The organism is Sorangium sp. So ce887 (assembly GCF_051521455.1).
Taxonomy (GTDB): domain Bacteria; phylum Myxococcota_A; class Polyangia; order Polyangiales; family Polyangiaceae; genus Sorangium.
The window spans coordinates 5743851-5762476 of sequence record NZ_CP150354.1 but is presented as its reverse complement, the minus strand read 5'-3'; the positions used below and the strand labels follow the sequence as shown (position 1 = coordinate 5762476).

The 18626-nt window shown below is 72.4% G+C and carries 9 protein-coding genes; 5 read left to right on the top strand and 4 right to left on the bottom strand.

Annotation, left to right across the window (positions count from 1 at the left end):
• Nucleotides 1-5: 5 nt before the first annotated feature.
• The 3 genes from WMF36_RS21535 to WMF36_RS21525 all read left to right on the top strand — a co-directional run bounded on the left by WMF36_RS21535 (nucleotide 6) and on the right by WMF36_RS21525 (nucleotide 6790).
• A complete protein-coding gene (locus WMF36_RS21535) occupies nucleotides 6-2690 on the top strand; it encodes an ATP-binding cassette domain-containing protein (protein ID WP_437581495.1) in 2685 nt (894 codons plus the stop codon).
• Nucleotides 2687-4816 (top strand): ATP-binding cassette domain-containing protein, encoded by a 2130-nt coding sequence (locus WMF36_RS21530; protein ID WP_437581494.1) that lies wholly within the window; start codon nucleotides 2687-2689, stop codon nucleotides 4814-4816. The genes WMF36_RS21535 and WMF36_RS21530 overlap by 4 nt, the downstream gene beginning before the upstream one ends.
• Nucleotides 4817-5125: 309 nt before the next feature.
• Nucleotides 5126-6790, top strand: a complete 1665-nt coding sequence (locus tag WMF36_RS21525; protein WP_437581493.1) for an RICIN domain-containing protein — start codon at nucleotides 5126-5128, stop codon at nucleotides 6788-6790.
• Between the two features lie 26 nt (nucleotides 6791-6816).
• On the opposite strand, the gene WMF36_RS21520 is transcribed toward WMF36_RS21525, so the two are convergent.
• The 3 genes from WMF36_RS21520 to WMF36_RS21510 form a co-directional block, all read right to left on the bottom strand.
• On the bottom strand, nucleotides 6817-7455 hold the full coding sequence (locus tag WMF36_RS21520) for a hypothetical protein (protein WP_437581492.1): 639 nt from the start codon (nucleotides 7453-7455) through the stop codon (nucleotides 6817-6819).
• A 6-nt stretch (nucleotides 7456-7461) separates the two neighbouring features.
• Entirely contained in the window at nucleotides 7462-8865 is a 1404-nt protein-coding gene (locus WMF36_RS21515; RefSeq protein WP_437581491.1) for a selenium-binding protein SBP56-related protein, read from the bottom strand.
• Nucleotides 8866-9148: 283 nt separating this feature from the next.
• Nucleotides 9149-11146, bottom strand: coding sequence for a hypothetical protein (locus WMF36_RS21510; RefSeq protein ID WP_437581490.1), 1998 nt, complete (start codon nucleotides 11144-11146; stop codon nucleotides 9149-9151).
• Nucleotides 11147-11649: 503 nt separating this feature from the next.
• Here WMF36_RS21510 and WMF36_RS21505 point away from each other — a divergent pair.
• Entirely contained in the window at nucleotides 11650-15075 is a 3426-nt protein-coding gene (locus WMF36_RS21505) for a patatin-like phospholipase family protein (protein WP_437581489.1), read from the top strand.
• Nucleotides 15076-15113: 38 nt separating this feature from the next.
• On the opposite strand, the gene WMF36_RS21500 is transcribed toward WMF36_RS21505, so the two are convergent.
• Complete coding sequence (locus WMF36_RS21500; RefSeq protein WP_437581488.1) at nucleotides 15114-17582, bottom strand: heavy metal translocating P-type ATPase; 2469 nt, start codon at nucleotides 17580-17582, stop codon at nucleotides 15114-15116.
• 201 nt (nucleotides 17583-17783) lie between these two features.
• Between WMF36_RS21500 and WMF36_RS21495 the strand changes: the two genes are divergently transcribed.
• Nucleotides 17784-18419: a cadmium resistance transporter gene (locus WMF36_RS21495; protein WP_437581487.1), complete on the top strand. Its 636-nt coding sequence runs from the start codon at nucleotides 17784-17786 to the stop codon at nucleotides 18417-18419.
• Nucleotides 18420-18626 lie beyond the last annotated feature (207 nt).

Here is an 18626-nt window from a genome sequence, read left to right as displayed (position 1 = left end):
CCGTGATGACGCGTCGGCGCTTTATCGCCCCGGAGGTCGTGCAGACGTCGGCCATGGATTGCGGGCCGGCGTCGCTCAAGTGCCTGCTCGAAGGGTTCGGGGTGCACGTCAGCTACGGCCGGCTGCGCGAGGCATGCCAGACGGACGTCGACGGGACATCCATCGACACGATCGAGGAGGTCGCGATCGAGCTCGGCCTGGAGGCCGAGCAGGTGATGATGCCGATCGATCACCTCCTGCTCCCCGAGGCACAGGCGATCCCGGCGCTCCTCGTCGTGCGCGTGCCGAGCGGGGCCCCGCACTTCGTCGTGCTCTGGAGGCGCTTCGGGCCGTTCGTGCAGCTCATGGATCCGGCGTCGGGCCGCCGCTGGATCACGCGCCGCGGGCTCCTCGAGGACGTGTACCTTCACACGTCGTCGATCCCGGCCTCGGACTGGGCTTCGTTCTCGGGGTCACCGGCGTTCCTGCGGGTGCTCCGCGAGCGGTGCACCCGCGTCGGGATCGAAGACGGCGGGGCCCGGCTGGTCGGCGAGGCGCTCGCGGAGGCCGGGTGGATGGGCACGGCGAGGCTCGACGCCGCGGTGAGGATGGTCGACTCGATCACCGCGTCCGGCGGCCTGAGCTACGGCCCCAGAGCGGCTCGGCTGCTCGAGCACCTCGTGCGCGAGGCGAGAGAAGCCGCGGCCGAAGGCGACGAGACCTCGGTCATCCCCGAGATGTTCTGGTGCGTCCGTCCCGCGCCGGAGGCGCCCGACGGCGTCGAGCGCCTCGCGCTGCGCGGGGCGGTGCTCGTCGCGGTGCGCGGCGTGCGGAGGGCAGCGGCGGGCGACGGCGCCCCCGTCCCGGCGCCGCGTTCTCCGGAGCTCACAGCGGCGCTGCGGGAGCCCGACGCGCGCCCTGGCAGGGAGCTCTTGCGCCTCGTCCGCGAGACCGGCCTGCTCCCGACCTCGATGCTCGCCGCCGGCATCGGCGTCACGGCGGTGGGGGTGGCGGCCATGGCGCTCTTCTTCAAGAGCCTGCTCGACGTGGGCGCGAGGCTCGCGCTCTTCGAGCAACGCCTGGGCGCGCTGGGCGCCCTGCTCCTCTTCCTGGGCGTCCTGCTGCTCCTCGAGGTGCCCATCGCGCTCGGCACCGGATGGCTCGGGCGGCACATCGAGGCGCGCCTGCGCGTCGCCTTCGTGCAAAAGATCCCTCGGCTCGGGGACCGCTACCTCCAGAGCCGTCCGACGTCCGACATGGCCGAGCGCTGCCACAACAGCCACAGGCTCCGCCAGATCCCCGAGCTCGCCGGCAGGTTCTTGCGCCATACGCTGGAGATCGTCCTCTGCGCCGTCGGCATCGCCTGGCTCGACCCCGAGAGCACCCCGGTCGCGTTCGCCGCGGCCGCCGCGTCCATCCTGGTCCCCCTGGTCGTCCAGACGCCGCTCATGGAGCGCGACCTGCGCGTCCGCAACCACGCCGGAGCGCTCACCCGCTTCTATCTCGACGCGCTACTCGGGTTGACGGCCGTCCGCACGCACGGCGGAGAGCGGCTGGTCCGCAGGGAGCACGAGGGCTTGCTCGTCGAGTGGGCGAGGGCTGCCAAGGGGCTGCTGCGCGCCATCGTGGCGACGGATCTCTTCAGCACGCTGATCGCCCTCGGCTTCGCCGTGTGGATGTTCGTCGGCTGCCTGCACCGCATGCAGGGCACGTCGGGCACGCTCCTCCTCCTGTTCTGGGCGTTGAACATCCCGGCGATCGGGCAGGAGATCGCCCTCCTGGCCAGGCAGCTCCCGCCGCTCCGCAACGTCGCGCTGCGGTTGCTCGAGCCGCTTGGAGCGCTGGAGGAGCCTCGCGAGCCGAGCGGCGACGGGCGGGCCGAGCCCCCGCTCGACGAGGACGCGCCCGTGGCGCTGCGCTTCGAGGGGGTCGAGGTCGTCGCCGCCGGACACCGGATCCTGAGGGGCGTCGATCTCGCGATCTCGCCGGGCGAGCACGTCGCGGTCGTGGGCGCGTCGGGGGCGGGCAAGTCGACGCTCGTGGGCCTGCTCCTCGGCTGGCACCGCCCCAGCGCGGGCCGGGTGCTGGTCGACGAGGAGCCGCTCGGCGCCGCCCGGATCGAGGCGCTGCGGCGGCGGACGGCCTGGGTCGATCCCTCGGTCCAGCTCTGGAACACCTCGTTCCTCGACAACCTCGCTTACGGCGCCGGCGGCCTCGATGGGGTCGGGCGCGTGATCGAGGAGGTCGAGCTCTCGCGCGTGCTCGAGGCGATGCCGAACGGCCTGCAGACGTCGCTCGGGGAGGGCGGCGCGCTCGTCTCCGGAGGGGAAGGGCAGCGCGTGCGGCTCGGCCGCGCGCTCTTGCGCGCGCGCCCGCGGCTCGTCCTGCTCGACGAGCCGTTCCGCGGGCTCGACCGCGAGCTTCGCCGCGCGCTGCTCGCGCGGAGCCGCGCGGCCTGGGCAGGGACGACGATGCTCTGCATCACCCACGATCTCACGGAGACGCACGCCTTCGATCGCGTCGTTGTGGTCGATGACGGGCGCGTCGTTGAGGACGGCGCTCCCGCCGAGCTCGCGGCGCGCGCCGGCTCGCGATACCGCGCCCTGCTCGACGCCGAGGAGCAGGTCCGAAAGGAGATCTGGACGAGCGCCGCATGGCGCCGGCTGCGGATGGCGGGTGGCCGCGTCGTGGAGCAAGAGCGCGCCTCGTGAGCTTCCTCCCGCCGCAGGTGTGCTGGCCTCCGCACCGTCTGGGAGAGGCGCTGGAGGTCCTGGCGCGCGCGGCCGGGCTCCCCGTGCGCGCCACGGGGGTCCCCGCGCCGCCTGCCGATCTCGTTCAGCCCGGGGGCCTCGCGCTCACGCGATGGATGGAAGGCGCGGCGAGCTGGCTCGGACTCGAGGCCGAGTTCGTCGAGGCCCGCTACAAGGACGTGGACGATCTCGTTCGCCATGCGGGGCCGGCCATCCTGCGGCTCTTCGGCCCCGAGCCGCGTTTTCTCGTCCTCGTCGGGGTCCGCCGGGGCAGGGTGTGCCTCCGCACCACGGAGGACGAGCCGATCGAGGTCGCGTTCGAGGCGGTGCGGTCGGCCTTCTGCGAGATCGTCGAGACGCCGCTCCTGCCCGCGGTCGAGCTCGCGCTCGAGTCCGCCGCCGTCCCGCAGCGAAAGCGCGATCGTGCGCGCCACGCGATCCTCCGCGAGCAGCTCGGCGGCACCGTGATCCGGGGGTGCTTCCTGCTCCGCCGCTCGCCGGACACGGGGCTGCGAGGGCTGCTCGCCCAGGCGCGGTGGGGGCGAAAGCTGGCCGTGCTCCTCCTCGCGCGCGCCGTCGAGTATGCCCTCTTCCTGCTCTCCTGGTGGGTCGTGGGGAGCAGCGTGCTGGGCGGGCACATCGAGCTGTCATGGCTGATCGCGTGGGCGTTCCTGCTCCTCAGCACCTTGCCGTTCAGGGTCCTGTCGGGCTGGCTCGCGGGGCTCGTAGGGGTCGAGCTGGGCAACGTGATCAAGCAACGGCTCCTGTCCGGGTCGCTGCTGCTCGATCCGGGCGAGATACGGCACGAGGGCGCGGGGCAGCTGCTCGGCCGGGTGATCGAGGCCGACGCCCTCGAGGCGCTCACCGTGGGAGGCGGGCTGATCTGGGTCGTGGCCGTGGTCGAGCTGATCATGGCGGCGTTCGTGCTCGGCTCCGGGCCGAGCGGGCTGGCGCAGCTCCTCGGGCTTGCCGCCTGGGCAGGGCTGACCGCGATCGTCGCGGCGATCTACCTGCAGCAGCGCCGGCGATGGACGCGCGCGCGGCTGGAGATGACCCACGCGCTCATCGAGAAGATCGTGGGGCACAGGACGCGGGTGGCGCAGGAAGTCCCGGAGCGCTGGTACGAGGCCGACGATCTGGCGCTCGAGCGCTACCTCGCGTCGTCCAGGCGACTCGATCGCGTGTACGCCTTGCTGGCGGTCATGGTGCCGCGCGGGTGGCTGGTCGTGGGCATCGCCACGCTCGGGCCTGCGTTCGTCGCGGGGACGGCAGAGCCTTCGGCCCTCGCGGTGGCGCTCGGGGGGATCCTGCTCGGCTTCCGCGCCTTCCGCACGCTCGTCACGGGGCTCGCGGATCTGCTGGGCGCCGCCGTGGCGTGGGAGCAGGCGGCCCCGCTCCAGCGCGCGTCGGCCCGCGCCGAGGTGACGACGACGGCGGCGCTCGCGACCGTCTCGCGCCGGAGCGTCGCGCCGAGCGAGATCCTGCTCGACGCGCAGTCCATCTCGTTCCGGCACGCCGGGCGACACGCGCCTGCGCTGCGCGACTGCAGCCTGAAGGTCCACGCCGGGGAGCGGCTCCTGCTCGAGGGCGCCTCGGGGAGCGGCAAGTCCACCTTCGGCGCGATCCTCGCGGGGTTGCGCGTCCCGAGCCAGGGGCTCTTGTTGATTCGCGGGCTCGACAGGTCCACGCTCGGCCTCGCGGGCTGGCGCCGTCACGTCGCGTCCGCGCCTCAGTTCCACGAGAATCACATCCTCTCGGCGCCATTCGCCTTCAATTTGCTGCTCGGCCGGCAGTGGCCACCCCGGATCGTCGACCTCGAGGAGGCCGAGGAGCTCTGCCGTGAGCTCGGCCTGGGGGGGCTGCTCGATCGGATGCCGGGGGGCATGATGCAGATGGTGGGTGAGACAGGCTGGCAGCTCTCGCACGGAGAAAAGAGCCGTATCTATGTCGCGCGGACCATTCTCCAGGGCGCGGACCTCATCATCCTCGATGAGAGCTTCGCGGCGCTGGATCCCGAGACGCTCCGGCTGGCGCTGGAGTGCGTGATGGCGCGCGCGCAGACGCTGCTGCTCATCGCGCACCCGTGAGCGCTCTCGCGCCACGCCGCGAAGCCTCGATGACCCCGCTGCGCGCGCTGCGCGTGATCCCAACGAGGCGGGAACACCGCGCCAGCCGGCCTCTTGGCTGACAATATTATCCTGGCGATAAAGCGACCATGGCGGTGCAGGGCTCTATCCGTTCATGTGGATACGCTCAAGGGCAGGCGGCCGAGGCCGAGATCGCCCAGGCTGGCAGTTCGCACGGGAGCGAATTATTCCAGTGCTGTCATGGCGCACGGGAAGGCCTTGACAAGCCCGGTTGAAGGCCCGGAGATGGTGCTCTTTCTGGAGGGCATCATGCGTCTCGATTCCTTGTCTCCGATGGTGTGCCTGCTGGTCGCGGGGCTCGGCCTCGCGGCCTGCGATGCCGGCCCGGCAGCGCGTCCTGGGAGCTCGCGCTCCGGGGACGGCGGGTCCTCGGGGGTCGGCGCCTCGGGCGGCGGTGCGCCCGGCGACGGCGGTGCGCCCGGCGACGGCGTGTCCTCGGGGGTCGGCGCCTCGGGCGGCGGTGCGCCCGGCGGCGGCGGTGCGCCCGGCGAGGGCGGCGCCGCCGGCGAGGGCGGGGGCCCGGAGCCGCTCCCGGCGGTCGGGCCCCTGGTCAACGGGATCCAGTGGGCCGACACCTCGGGCAATCCCATCCAGGCGCACGGGGGAGGGGTGATCAAGGTGGGTTCCTACTACTACTGGTTCGGCGAGAACCGGAACCCGGACGGGACGTTCTATGCTGTCTCCGCTTACCGATCGGCCGATCTGCGGCGCTGGGAGTTCAGGAACCATGTGCTGACCATGGACTCGGACGAGGACCTCGACCCGGCCAACATCGAGCGCCCGAAGGTGGTCTACAACGCGTCCACGGGCCAGTACGTGATGTGGATGCACTGGGAGAACGGGATGCACTACGGCGAGGCCCGGGCCGCGGTCGCGAGCTCGAGCACCGTGGACGGCGACTACACGTATCACGGCAGCTTCCGGCCGATGGCGGGCACCGGGGTGATCGACCACGACAAGCCCGGTTACATGTCCCGGGACTGCGGGCTCTTCGTCGATGACGACGGCAAGGGCTATTTCATCTCCGCCTCGAACGAGAACTACGATCTCAACCTCTACGCGCTGAGCCCGGACTACCTGTCCGTCGAGAAGCTGGCCGCCGTGCTCTTCCCCGGCGGACACCGCGAGGCGCCGGCGCTGTTCAAGCGGAACGGGACCTATTTCCTGCTGACCTCCGGCGCCACGGGCTGGTCGCCCAACCAGGCCAAGTACGCGACCTCCCGCTCGCTCGACAGGGGCTGGTCGGCGATGACCAACGTCGGCGACGGCACGACCTACCACTCCCAGTCGACCTACGTGGTCCCGGTCCAGGGCAGCTCGGGGACGGCCTACCTGTACATGGGGGATCGCTGGGCGGGGGCCTGGAGCGGGCGGGTCAACGACTCGACCTATGTCTGGCAGCCGATCTCGTTTCCCTCGGACACGACCATGAGCATGAGCTGGAACAACACGCTCACGATCGACACGGCGGCGGGCAGCGTCACCGGGGCGACGAACAACTTCAAGCTCGTGAACAGGAAGAGCGGCAAGGTGATGGAGGTCGTGGGCGCGTCGTCCGAGGACGGGGCGGCGGTGGTCCAGAGCGCGGACAACGGAGGAGACAACCAGAAGTGGAGCTTCAATTACAACAGCTCCGGTCATTTCCGGCTGACCAACGTCAAGAGCGGCAAGGTGCTGGACGTCCCTGACGAGTCGACGAGCGACGGGATCGCGCTCAAGCAATGGACGAACCATGACGGCGACAACCAGGCGTGGCTGTTCATCGATCTGGGCGGCGGCGATTTCCAGATCAGGAACAAGAACAGCGGCAAGATGATCGGGGTCGTCCAGGGCTCGACCGAGGACGCTGCCGCGATCGAGCAGCGGGGGAGCGGCGGCGAGGAGCAGCGATGGCAGATCGTCGTGGCGAACTGACGGGCGGGTGAACGGCGGAGCGGCCGTCAGAGCAGGGCCGCGAGGATGCCGGCCCCGATGAGCGCGACAGCCCAGGCGCGGTCGAGGTTGAACCAGGCCGTGCGGAGGATCGCGACGCCGAGCTTGTGGTAGACGACGAGCGCGACCGCGGCGGCCGCCGCCATCATGGCGGCGGTGTGCACGAGGACGGCGGCGACGTAGCCTGCGGGGCTCGTCAGCGACAGGCCAGCTGCGTTGTGACATCCGCCGCCATGGCACGGAGCCGGGTTGTCGGCGCCGAGCAGGAAGACCGGAAGCAGCATGAGCCCGGCGCCGTGCGCGGTGGCCATCAGGAAGGACCACCAGGTCAGATCGCGGAAGCCCACGCGCATCCCGACCCACCTCGGGTGGCGCGGCCTCACGAGCTTGAGCACGCCGAACGCGACGAGCGCGGCCGCCGTGATCCAGCGGAGCGCCGCGGCGGGGACGCTCGCGAGCCCGAGCCCGAGCAGCGCGACCGTGAGGCCGATCGACGCGGCGTGGCCGATCGCGATCGGGACGAGCGCCCGCCGGACCGCGCGGCTGCTCTTCTCCTGCAGGCCGAGGGCGACCGCGAACAGCCAGCCCATGCCCGGGTTGATGCCGTGATAAGCGCCGAGGAGCGCCAGCGTGAGCCAGGGTGTCATGGCGGGCTAGGGATAGCAGAACGAGTCCGAGGACGCGTCGCCCCCCTCGAGCCTCACCTGGTGAGGGCGCAAGGGGCCGAAATCGACGAAGAACTCGGGGTCGAGCGCGAGGCCGCCGCCCGGCGCCGCGTCGACCTTGGCCATCCAGCCGCCGACGCCTTCGGGATAGAACTGCTCGTCCCAGGACGCGTAGAGCGAGTTCGTGAAGTAGATGCGCCGCCCGTCGCGGCTCACCTCGACCATTTGCGGCCCGCCGCGCAGCGGCCCGGAGCGGCGGTGCGCCGTCCTGCGCACGACGCCCCCGAGGTGCACCGAGCCGGTCAGCTTCGGGTGGAACGGGTCCGACACGTCGTACTGGCGGAGCTCGCCTGTGCCCCAGCAAGACACGTAGAGGAACCGGTCGTCGAGAGAGAGATTGATGTCGGTGATCAGGGGCGGGACGGCCTTGAAGCCCTTGAGCAGCGGGGGCAGGAGGTCGGGCTCCGCCGGCTCGGCCGGCACCTCGATCACCTTGCGGATCGCCCACCTCTCGCCGTCGCGATGCCAGAGCCAGACCGAGGCGGAGAGGTCCTTGACGCTCACGACGACGCCGACGAAGCCGTAGGCCTTTGTCGGGTCGTGGGCGGGGCGGAGCTCCAGCGCCATCTGGTGCTCGTCGCCGAGCTCCAGCGCCTGGAGGTGCTTGCGCTTGCGGAGGTCCCAGACGTGAACTCTGTTGCCATACTTCTTGCCGAGCAGGAGCTCCGGATTCACGCCGTCCTCGATCATCTTCGGCGTCCCCCACTCGCTCGTGAGGAGCGTATCGTGGCCGAGGTGCCACCAGAAGTCGTAGTGGAGGAACTGCGGCCCGCGGTCGATCTCCCAGCGGCCGAGCACATCGAAGCTCTCGCAGTCGAGCACGAAGATGCCTCCCGGCCCTTCGCCCTCGGGGTTGCCGAGCGCGCTCACGTAGATGCCGTCGGGGCCGCAGTGCAGCGTGTGCGGGCGCGAGTAGCCGGCTCGCTTGGCGATCTCCTCGGCCCGGACCGTGTGGACGAGCTCGGGGCGGCGCGGGTCCCGCTTGACGTCGAAGACGAAGATGTTCGACGAGCGGAGCGCCGGGAGCAGGAGAAAGCGGCGCTCCACGTGGGGGTGCGGCGCGTACGGGCACAGGGCGGCGCTGCACGCGTTCCAGCCCGAGTGGTGGAGCTCGTCGCCGTAGGTCGGCACCTCGTTGACCGAGACGAGGGTGCCATACGCCGGCGATCTCGGATCGAGGTCGACGACGGTGAGCGCGTCGTGGCGAAGGTTGCCCGGGCGCTTCAGCGCGGCGCCCGCGTCGAACGCGGTCACGTAGGCCAGCCGCTCGGGCGGCGCTTCCATCGCCAGGCGCGGCGACGGGTAGAACGTGGGATCCGGACGAAATCGCATGCGCTGGGATCTCCTTGATTTCTGGGGGGTCGCGTGTACTTCCAGGCGCCGCCGCCGGTCCCGGCGAGACGGGCGCGCGATGCTCGCGACATGAGACCATGAACGGCGATCCGTTGCCGAGCCGATGCGCTTCATCGCCCGGCGGCCCCGCGCGTCGAGCCGGACCAGGCCAGGCCGTGGACGGACATCCGTTATATCAGACGTCGCGGGCGAGGGCCACTCTGCCGGCGAGGTTCCGGAGCTCCCGGAACCCCTCGTCAGCGGCGAGGTGCCGCGGGGCGCGCTACGGCCGCGCGCGGCCCCGGCGCGCGAGCGCGAGGCCCGCCAGCGCCGCGGCGAGCGCAGCGACGCCGCCGGTGGAGCCCGCCGGGCCAGAGGTGCTGCACCCCGCCCCGGCCGGCGCGATGTCGGCGCCCGTGTCCTCGTCGACGTCGCCCAGCAGGGAGCCGTCGTCCAGCGCCGGCAGCGCGTCGGGCTCGTGCAGATCGCGAGCCCACACCGTCGAATCGAGCACCGCGTCCTCGGCGAACGACGTGGACAGCTCCTCGGGATCGCCGAGGCCCTCCGCCGGCGCGAACGCCCCGATCCCCGGCGCGGCGAGCCGCGCGACGGCGACTTCCGTGCTCGAGACCTGGAACAGCGTGTTGCCGATCGCCACGTGCCAGCTCCCGTCGACCCAGCGACCGTGCCCGAGGTCCGTGCTGATGGGCTCGGGCGCTCCCCCGGGCCGGCCGAGATAGCGCTTGTCCTCGTTCAGGAACAGGACCTCTCCGGTGTCGCTGATACCGTCGTGGCCGACCCGGAGCTTCGCTTGATCGAACCGGCTCGACGTCGGAAAGTCGCTGATCGGGTGCTGCTCGCCGTCGGGGGTCCGCAGCCATACCTGGTTGACATCGCCATCGCTCTTCAGGAAGCCGGCGTGGCCCGCGTGCGCCAGCAGCCCGGCCGAGGTGTTGGTGAGCGAGTCGCCCAGGAACACCTCCTCTCCATCCGCCGTGTACAGGTAGCTGGAGCTCGTCATCCCGTCCCACCACCGGCCGACGACGTTGGTCCCGTCGGTGATCGGCCGCTGCAGGTTGCCCGCTTGATCCCCGAGGAGCGCGTTGCCCGGCCCGACGATGGACGCTCTTTCGTAGGTGCCGAAGAAGATGTCGCCCGAAGCCGAAACGTCGGCCTGGAACGGCGATCGGCTCCCCGGGCGGAGCCAGAGGGTCCGGTTCGTGCCCGTCGACAGCGTGTGCGCGAGGGCCCAGTCGTCGCCGTTCGCCGTCCATATCACCGTGTCGCCGTTCACCGCGTCGAGGCGCGGCGCGTGGTTCACGCTCGCGATCGTGCGCCGCACGCCGTTGACCCAGGCGAGGATGACGCCGGTCGTCGACTGGTACACCGACCCCGACGGCGTGAGCGCCCCGTAGACCGCGCTGAGCGGGGTGCTCGTGTGGGTGAGGGTCTCAATCCACGTCACCTCCTGCGTGTTCCGATCCGAGATCCCGAGGCGCCGATAATGATCCACGAAGAGAAACCGCGTGGCATCGAAATCGAGGATGTTGCCAGGAGCGCGCTGGACGGCGGTGAGCCTCGGGCTCCGGTCGACGTGGATGGGGCCGATCGTCTTTGTGATTGTGGGCCCTACGTAGTCGCTGGCCTCGATCGTGAGCGTGTACGTTCTGCCCGAGGGGATCGCGCCGGAATAGCCGTACGCCCCCTCCTTGACGTAAAGCCGCCCCGGCACAGGCTGCGGAGGGTACGGGTAGGGCCGATCTCTCTCGGCGAAGAGCGCGTAGCCGCCTCCTTCGTCGCTGCGGAACGTCGCCGAGAGGGTCTTGCACTCGTACGGCGGGGTCGGGATGCACTTCGCCTCGAAGCGCTTGCCCGCCGGGAGGGCGTCGTGCGGCAGCACGTTCCACCAGAGGGTCGGCGGCGCGTACTGGTGCACGGTGCCCTGGTCGCTCGCCGCCTCGCCGAACGTGCTGTACGCGTTGACCATCACGACATAAGGGCCGTAGGGGAGGTCGCCACCGAGCTCGCCGAGATCGAACGCCCCCTCGAAGTAGCCGTCTCCCGTCGGCGCGAGCTCGATGGTGAGCCCCTCGAACTCCGCCTCGACGTAGTAGATGTCCTCTGGCGACGACGCGGCGACGCGCACCGGGACCGTGCCGCCGTCGATGATCGCGTTGCTCGGCTGAAGGATGTTGACGGTGACGGCCGCATCAGCGGCCTGAGCTACAAGGGATAGAATAAAAGCAATGGCTGTGCCAATGTGTCTTCGGTAAGTTCGCATAGGTCCTCCGTATTCTGGTGCTTCGGTGCGCCCGCTGTTTCTAACATTCACCCGGTCGGCGTCGGGGGAGTGCTCCCGCGGCGCGCGTGGGCGTGCCGTGGAGCGCCCGTGCGGCAGAGCGTCCGGGCCGATCGCCTCCGACGCAAGCCGACCCCCCGGGGAAATTTGACCCGACGGCCGCGAACGGCTCGCCCGGCTCGTCTGGCCGCTTGCGCGCCGCGTTGCGCTGCAGGATGACGCAGGCGAGCGAGCCCTGATCCGTGTCTGCCAGCGCGCCCCCCGCGCTCCTCGCGGCGAGGTCCTCGGTGACGATCCCGGCCCGGTCGGGGGGACGTTGCGAGCGAGATCGCGTGATCTTTCGATTCGGCCTCGGGCGCGCACGTCTTGCTGAGGAGTCGGGGTGATCGTGATTCGTTTGCTTGCCTCCTTCCCGTCGATTCTGTCGCGGTTTCAACCGGTCCGGTGTTCTAGGTGAATGACCCCGGCTCGGATACGATGGACTGATGAACTCGCGTAGAGAGCCGGACAGCTCGTTCATCTTCCCTTCCAGCGAGCCGCTTCCGATCCACGACGAGCACGCCGGGATCGCGCTGGGCAGGAGCGGCCTGCGCGGCGTCTACATGGCCGGCGTCGTCCATGCGTTCGTCGTTTGCGGTTACTACCCGGGCACGGTCGTGGGCACGAGCGCTGGCTGCCTCGCCGGCACCGTGCTCGCGATCGCCGGCGAGGTGAGGTCTCAGGCGGAGCGGCTCGCGCTCGTCTCGGAGCACCTCGACGCGTGGATGAGGAACCCGGGCGAGCACATCCTCACCTGCCTCTCCGAGGGCCCGTTCGGCCGCCTCGCTGGCGATCTCGTGGACATCGACCTTCCGCTCGGGGAGGTCGTCGAGCGCCTCGGCGCGGCGCTCTCCGGCAAGCCGAGCGCCTGGGTGTCGCTCGTGTGCGCGCTGCCGCCCCACCTCCGATCCTGCATCCTGCGCGCCGCGCTCGAGACCAGCGGCGACGCCGCCGGGGCGCTCTGGCGCGACGGCCAGCTGCTCGCGCTCCTGCGCGGTCAGATCGGCGCGGACCGCGTGACAGAGGATCTCTCGCTGCGCTTCGCCCAGAAGCTCCTCGCGGCGTACGACATGCGCCGCTCGCTCGTGGAAGCGAGCGTGGTGGACACTCACTTCGGCGAGGCGATCGCGCGGCATGCGCCGTCGGGCTGGGAGACCCGCTTCGACCAGCTCGAGAACACCGCTCTCCTCTTCCAGGTCGCGAACCTCTCCTCCCACCGGAGGCGCGACGGCACCCCGCGCCTCGAGCTCATCGGCAAGCGACCCGGCCGGCGCCGCGATTTCTCGGGAGCCAACCTCTTCGCAGCGCTGCGCGCGAGCTGCGCGTTCGCGCCGGTCTTCCCCGGCGTGCACATGAAGGAGCTCTTCGGCGCGATGCCTCCCCATCTGCGCCCCGAGGACCTGCTCATGGACGCCGCGCAGGTGGAGCGGGATCCGCTCTCGCCCGCCGTCACCCACTGGGCCGGGCTGAAGCGCTCTCCGAAGCAGCCTTACCGGCTCTTCGCCGTGTACAGCGATCCGACGGGCGAGGTCGCCCCGCCCGAGGAGACCTCGTTCTTCATGCCCGCGCTCCACAACCTCCTGCTCCGGAGCCGCGTGGACCAGCAGTACATCTCGCGCGTGGTCGAGATGATCACCGACATGATCCAGACCCTCCAGGAGGCCGGCGCGACCGTCCCGCAGCGCGCCTCCGGCGGCGCGTACGTGCCGGTCCGGATCACCGAGATCGCCCCGCGAGCGGCGCTGCCGTTCATCCCGGTCAGCGTGCCCAGGGAACAGGACCTCGCGGAGGCCAGCGCGACCGGGTGCCGGAGCGCGCTCGAGGTGCTCCTCGCCCCGAAGATCGGGGAGCTCTGCAAGGACCGCCCGTCGGCCCCGTGCCGCGAGGTGCTCGACGCAGCGCGCGCAGCGCACCAGGGCGGCACGCGCGACGGCGCGCCGATCGCGGACTACTTCAAGCCGCTGGAGAAGGTCTGCGTGCACTGCCCGGGCCAGCTCTTTCCCCGCCCGCCGCGCCGCGACGCGCGCGGCGTCAACGACTTCGCCCCGTTCCATGAGGAGCAACGGCGAAGCGAGGGCGCGACGGCGCCGCCGGCGCCGCTCACCGTCATCGTGCCCGCGGGCGGCGTGTTCCTCGGCGCCTTCCAGGTCGGCGCGATCGCGGCGTTGAAGGAGTACGGGATCGCGCCCGATCTCTACGCCGGCGCCTCCGTGGGGACGATCTTCTCCTACCTGCTCCAGGCCTGCCTGAAGGGCCAGGACGGCTCGAGTCAGCGCGATCGCAACACGCTGGCCGAGGTGATCCAGCTCCTCTACACCGTGCCTTCCTGGATCGACGCGGTGGGCGACCCGCCCGCGCCGCCGCGCGCGCGGCGCGCCGCCTCGTGGCTCTCCTCGATCGCCGGCCAGCTCGGCCTCCGGAACGGCGGCGCCCAGGCGCCGCGCGGGCGGGTCGACCGGATCCGCGAGACGCTCGCCGAGCGGTGGCGCTCCGAGGCGGTGCGGCCGCTGCGCGAGCTCACGCCCCGCGAGATCGTCGATGTCCTCGCCTCCCCGGGGCTCACGTCGGCCGCGGCGCGGGCGCGCTGGGAGAAGCTGCGGCTCGGCGCCGAGGCGCTCCTCTTCGCCCCCGCGCCGGGCGCGGGGGCCGGCTCACCCCGCGCGTTCCCCGGCGGATCTCTGCGCGCGAGCGACCACGAGGCGCTCCGCGGGTTCTTCCTGAGCCTCGCCCGGCTCCGGCTGGACGAGGCGATGGCGCCGCTCGACGCGATCGCCGCGAGCCTCGGCTGCTTCGAGCCGGATCACCCCGATCGCGGCGAGATCATCGGCTTCGAGAACCTCGAGCGCCACCTCCGCCGCATCGTGTTCGGCGACGGGGACCCCACGCTGCAGCTGCACTCGAGCCGCGAGCGCGTTCGCTACATCTTCAGCGTGACCAACCACACCCGCGGCGTGCCGGAGTCGTTCGGGTACGACGACGAGCTCGATCCGGAGCGGCCGTCGCCGAGGGCCGTGCAGGCGTGCCTCGCGGCCGCGTCGTTCCCGCTCGCGTTCCGCAGGCGGAGCCGCCGCGAGATCTTCGGCCCCGACAGCGTGGGCAGGGCCGACGACCTGTTCGCCGACGGGGGCATCTTCAACAACTTCCCGAGCGACACGGCGTTCTCGTACCTGAGGCGGCTCAGCGCGAAGCCCGAGACCCGGTGGATCGGCGCGGCCGAGCACCGGGTCCTCCTGCTCAGCCTGACGTCGCCCATGTTCCTGCGCGGCAAGGCCGCCGCCGCCCGCTGGAGCGGCGAGGAGGGCCTGACCTTCGCGCTCCTGCGCTCCTACGCGATCGGCGAGGACGAGAAGGTGGAGAAGACCCTCATCGCGCAGCAGCACATCAACGCGCTGGCCGAGGCCGCGAACCCGATCCTGCGCAGCGCGGGGCGGCGGCAGGCCATCGTCGCGGACATGGATCTGATCTCGCCGACGTACACGATCTACGAGCACCCCTTCGCGTTCAAGTCGTACCTCGGCTTCGAGGATCGCAAGCAGGGCGAGATGATCGCGTCGGGCTGCCGCCGCACCCGGATCGCGATGGAGTGGCGGAGCTACCAGGAGCAGCGGCCGGGGCGGAGCGACGAGCACCGGGACGGGTTCATGGAGATGATCCGGAAGGACGCGGAGGACGGGCGGCGCGAGGATCCACGGCGGAAGAGGGGGCTCTGCGTGTTCCGGCAACAGCCGTCGACCGGGGAGCGGGAGCGAAGGCGGTGCCCCTTCTTCGAGGATGCGCGGACGCGCGGGGTGTACGAGCGGTGCTGCGACACCGTCGGCGCGGAGCTCGCGCCGTCCGACTGGAAGCTGCACTGGCGGCTCCGCCAGCGGTAGCCGGCGAAAGGGCGCGCGGGCGCCGCGGGGCCTCCCGGCTAGCCGCGGCCGAACGCGCGCAGCCTGAGGGAGTTGGCGAGCACCGACACGCTCGACAGCGACATCGCCGCGCTCGCGAGGACGGGGGAGAGGAGCCACCCGGTCAGGGGGTACAGGAGGCCCGCCGCGATCGGGATGCCGAGCACGTTGTAGACGAACGCCCAGAAGAGGTTCTGGCGGATGGTGCGCAGCGTGGCGCGCGCGAGCCCGAGCGCCACCGGCAGGCCGGCGATCCCGCCGCGGAGCAGCGCCACGTCGGCGGACGCGACAGCGATGTCCGCGCCGCTGCCGAGGGCGATCCCGACGTCCGCGCTGGCGAGCGCGGGCGCGTCGTTGATGCCGTCGCCGACCATGGCCACCCGGCGGCCGGCGGCCCGCTGCTCGCGGACGATCCTCGCCTTGTCCTCCGGCCTCACCTCCGCGAACACGGCGCGGATGCCGAGCTCCTCGGCGACGGCGCGCGCGGCGCCCGCGCGATCGCCGGTCACCATGGCCACCTCGACGCCGAGCTGCCTCATGGCCGCGACGGCGCGCCTCGCCTCCTCGGTCGGCCGATCGGCGACCGCCACGAGCCCCGCGAGCCCCCCGTCGATGGCCACGAACGACGGCGTGCGGCCCTGCGCGGCGAGGCGCTCGGCCTCGGCCTCGAGCGCGTCCGTCTCGATGCCCGCCCGGCGCAGCCACGCCGCGGTGCCGACGCGCACGAGGCGACCCGAGACGCGCGCCTCGATGCCGTGGCCGATCTCCGCGCGGAACGCCGAGGCCGGCGGGAGGCCGACGCCGCGGCCGCGCGCGCCCTCGACGATCGCCCGCGCCACGGGGTGCTCGCTCTCGTGCTCCGCGGCCGCCACGAGGCCGAGGAGCTCCGCCTCGCCGTGGCCCGCGCGGGCGACGACATCCGTGAGCTCGGGCCGCCCCGAGGTGAGCGTCCCGGTCTTGTCGAGCAGCACCGTGTCGACGCGGCTCGCCGCCTCGAGCGCCGCGCCGCCCTTGACGAGGACGCCGAGCTCGGCGCCGCGCCCCGTCCCGACGGCCACGGCCGCCGGCGTGGCCAGGCCGAGCGCGCACGGGCAGGCGATCACGAGCACCGCGACGAACCGCTCGATCGCCGTGGCGAGGCCCGCGGCGGTCGGGTCGACCGCGAGCCACACGACGAAGGTGAGCGCCGCGACGGAGACGACGACGGGGACGAAGATGCCGCTCACCACGTCGGCGAGGCGGGCGATCGGCGCGCGCGACCCCTGCGCCTGCTCGACGGCCTCGACGATGCGCGCGAGCGCGGTGTCCGCGCCGGTCTTCGTGACGCGGAAGGTGAGGGCGCCGCTCTGGTTGAGCGTCCCGCCGAGCACGGTCGAGCCGGTGGTCTTGTCGACGGGCATGCTCTCGCCGGTGAGCATCGACTCGTCGATCGCGGATGCGCCGCGGACCACCTCGCCGTCGGTCGCGATGCGCTCGCCCGGCCGCACCAGCACGAGGTCGCCGGGCGCGAGCGCGGCGGCGGGCACCTCGTCCTCGGTGTCGCCGCGGACGCGCCGCGCGGTCTTCGGCTGCAGCGCCACGAGGCCGCGCACGGCGTCGGCGAGCCGCTTCCGCGCCCGCGTCTCGAGGAGCTTGCCGATCAGCACGAAGGTGACGATCGCGGCCGCGGCCTCGAAGTAGACGGGCGGCAGGTGGCCGTGCTCGGCGTGCGGGAAGAGGCCGGGCGCCACGACGGCGGTGGTCGAGTAGAGCCAGGCGGCGCCGGTGCCGAGGCTCACGAGGGTGTTCATGTCCGCGGCGCGGTGCCGGAGCGCGCTCGCGGCCAGGCGGAAGAACCGGCGCCCCGGCCCGAGGACCACGACCGTCGCGAGGGCGAGCGAGAGCCAGCGCCCGGAGGCGCCTTCGAGCGCCGGGATCGCGCCGTGGGACATGGCCACGACGAGCAGGGGGGCCGTGAGCAGGGCGGCGATCGCGACGTCGCGACGGAGCGTCCGCTGCTCCTTCTGCTCGGCCGCGTCCATGGCGGCGGCGCGCTCGGACGCGGTCGGGCGCCGGCGCGGCGGCGGGGTGACCGCGACGGCCGCGGAGCGCTCGGGGGCCGCGAGGGCCGCACGGGCGCCGTCGCCGGCGGGTGCTGAAGGGGCGCCGTCGCCGGCGGGTGCTGCGAGGGCGCCGTCGGCGGGTGCTGCGGGGGCGGCGTCACCGGCGGAGGCCTCGGGCACCTCGGGCACCTCGTAGCCCGCCTCCACGATGGCGTGGGCGAGCGCCGCCGGCGTGGTCGCCTGCGCGTCGTAGGCGACCGTCGCCCGCTGGGTCACGAGGTTGACGGTCGCCTCCTGGACGCCGGGCGTCGCGCGCAGCGCCTTCTCCACGCGGCGCACGCACGCCGCGCAGGTCATGCCCTGCACCGGGAGGTCCGTCCGGGCGTTCTGCGCAGCGGGCGCGGCCGTCGCCCGGGTCGGCTCCACGGGCTGGGGAATCGTCGCCATGGCCTCTCCATTACACGAGCGCGCGGCTCGTCTCCCGTCGCCCTGCACAGGCGCGGTCGCTCCGGCGGCCACGAGGGTCTACCCCGGAACGACCTGCGGCGCTCCCGCAGGCGCAGGCCGAGGCGGCGCCGGCCCTGATCCCGGCCGCGCCCGCGCCGAGCGGTCGCGGGCAGCGGGAGGTGCTACGTCCGCGGGCGCGTCATGGAGCAGATCCTTCCGGCTCTCGGGGTGAGCGTGATCGTGTTCATCTCCACGAACCTCGATGACCTCCTCCTGATCTCGGCCTTCTTCGCGGATCCTGGCTTCACCCCGCGCCAGGTCGTCGCCGGTCAGTTCCTCGGCATGGGGGCGCTCGTGATGGCCAGCGTCGGGTGCGCGCTGCTCGCCGTCCGCGTGCCGGACGGGTGGATCGGCCTGCTCGGCCTGGCGCCCCTCGCGCTCGGCCTGCGGGGCCTCTGGGCGCTCCGGCGCGGCTCCGGCCCCGCGAAAGCGGACGAAGACGAGGACGACGACGCCGAGGAGCCGCGCGGCGGCGCGGCGCGCTTCAAGGCGCTCGCCGTCGCGAGCGTGACCGTCGCGAACGGCGGGGACAACCTCGGCGTCTACATCCCGCTGTTCTCCAGCACCCCCGGGCACGTCCCGCTGCACGCGGCCGTGTTCGCGGTCCTGACCGGCGCCTTCTGCGCGCTCGGCCACCACCTCGTCCACCACCCGATCCTGGGCAGCCGCATCCGGCGCCACGGTCGCGCGGCGCTGCCGTTCGTCTTGATCGGCCTGGGGCTCTGGATCCTGTCCGACGCCATCGCGCTCGCCCGTCCAGCGAGCGCGGGGGGTTGACCGGCCGACTGGAGCGGGCGCTTGCTGCCTGCTCCAGCCAGCACGTGCCGCCTGCTGCAGCCGGCACCCGGGCGCCGGAGGGGCCTCGGTCGTCAGGCGTCGCGCTGCCCCGCGCTCGCCGGCCGCGGCGCCGTCGGGCCCTCGTATCTCATCGAAATCAGGGCCGTTCGAGGCAGCGAGCGCCCTCGCCCCGGCCCGCGCCGCTCG

Excerpts from the sequence above, each read along its gene's own strand:
- WMF36_RS21535 (WP_437581495.1), top strand. The coding sequence starts at position 6 with ATGACGCGTCGGCGCTTTATCGCCCCGGAGGTCGTGCAGACGTCGGCC.
- WMF36_RS21525 (WP_437581493.1), top strand. The coding sequence starts at position 5,126 with ATGCGTCTCGATTCCTTGTCTCCGATGGTGTGCCTGCTGGTCGCGGGG.
- WMF36_RS21520 (WP_437581492.1), bottom strand. The coding sequence starts at position 7,455 with ATGACACCCTGGCTCACGCTGGCGCTCCTCGGCGCTTATCACGGCATC.
- WMF36_RS21515 (WP_437581491.1), bottom strand. The coding sequence starts at position 8,865 with ATGCGATTTCGTCCGGATCCCACGTTCTACCCGTCGCCGCGCCTGGCG.
- WMF36_RS21510 (WP_437581490.1), bottom strand. The coding sequence starts at position 11,146 with ATGCGAACTTACCGAAGACACATTGGCACAGCCATTGCTTTTATTCTA.
- WMF36_RS21505 (WP_437581489.1), top strand. The coding sequence starts at position 11,650 with ATGAACTCGCGTAGAGAGCCGGACAGCTCGTTCATCTTCCCTTCCAGC.
- WMF36_RS21500 (WP_437581488.1), bottom strand. The coding sequence starts at position 17,582 with ATGGCGACGATTCCCCAGCCCGTGGAGCCGACCCGGGCGACGGCCGCG.
- WMF36_RS21495 (WP_437581487.1), top strand. The coding sequence starts at position 17,784 with ATGGAGCAGATCCTTCCGGCTCTCGGGGTGAGCGTGATCGTGTTCATC.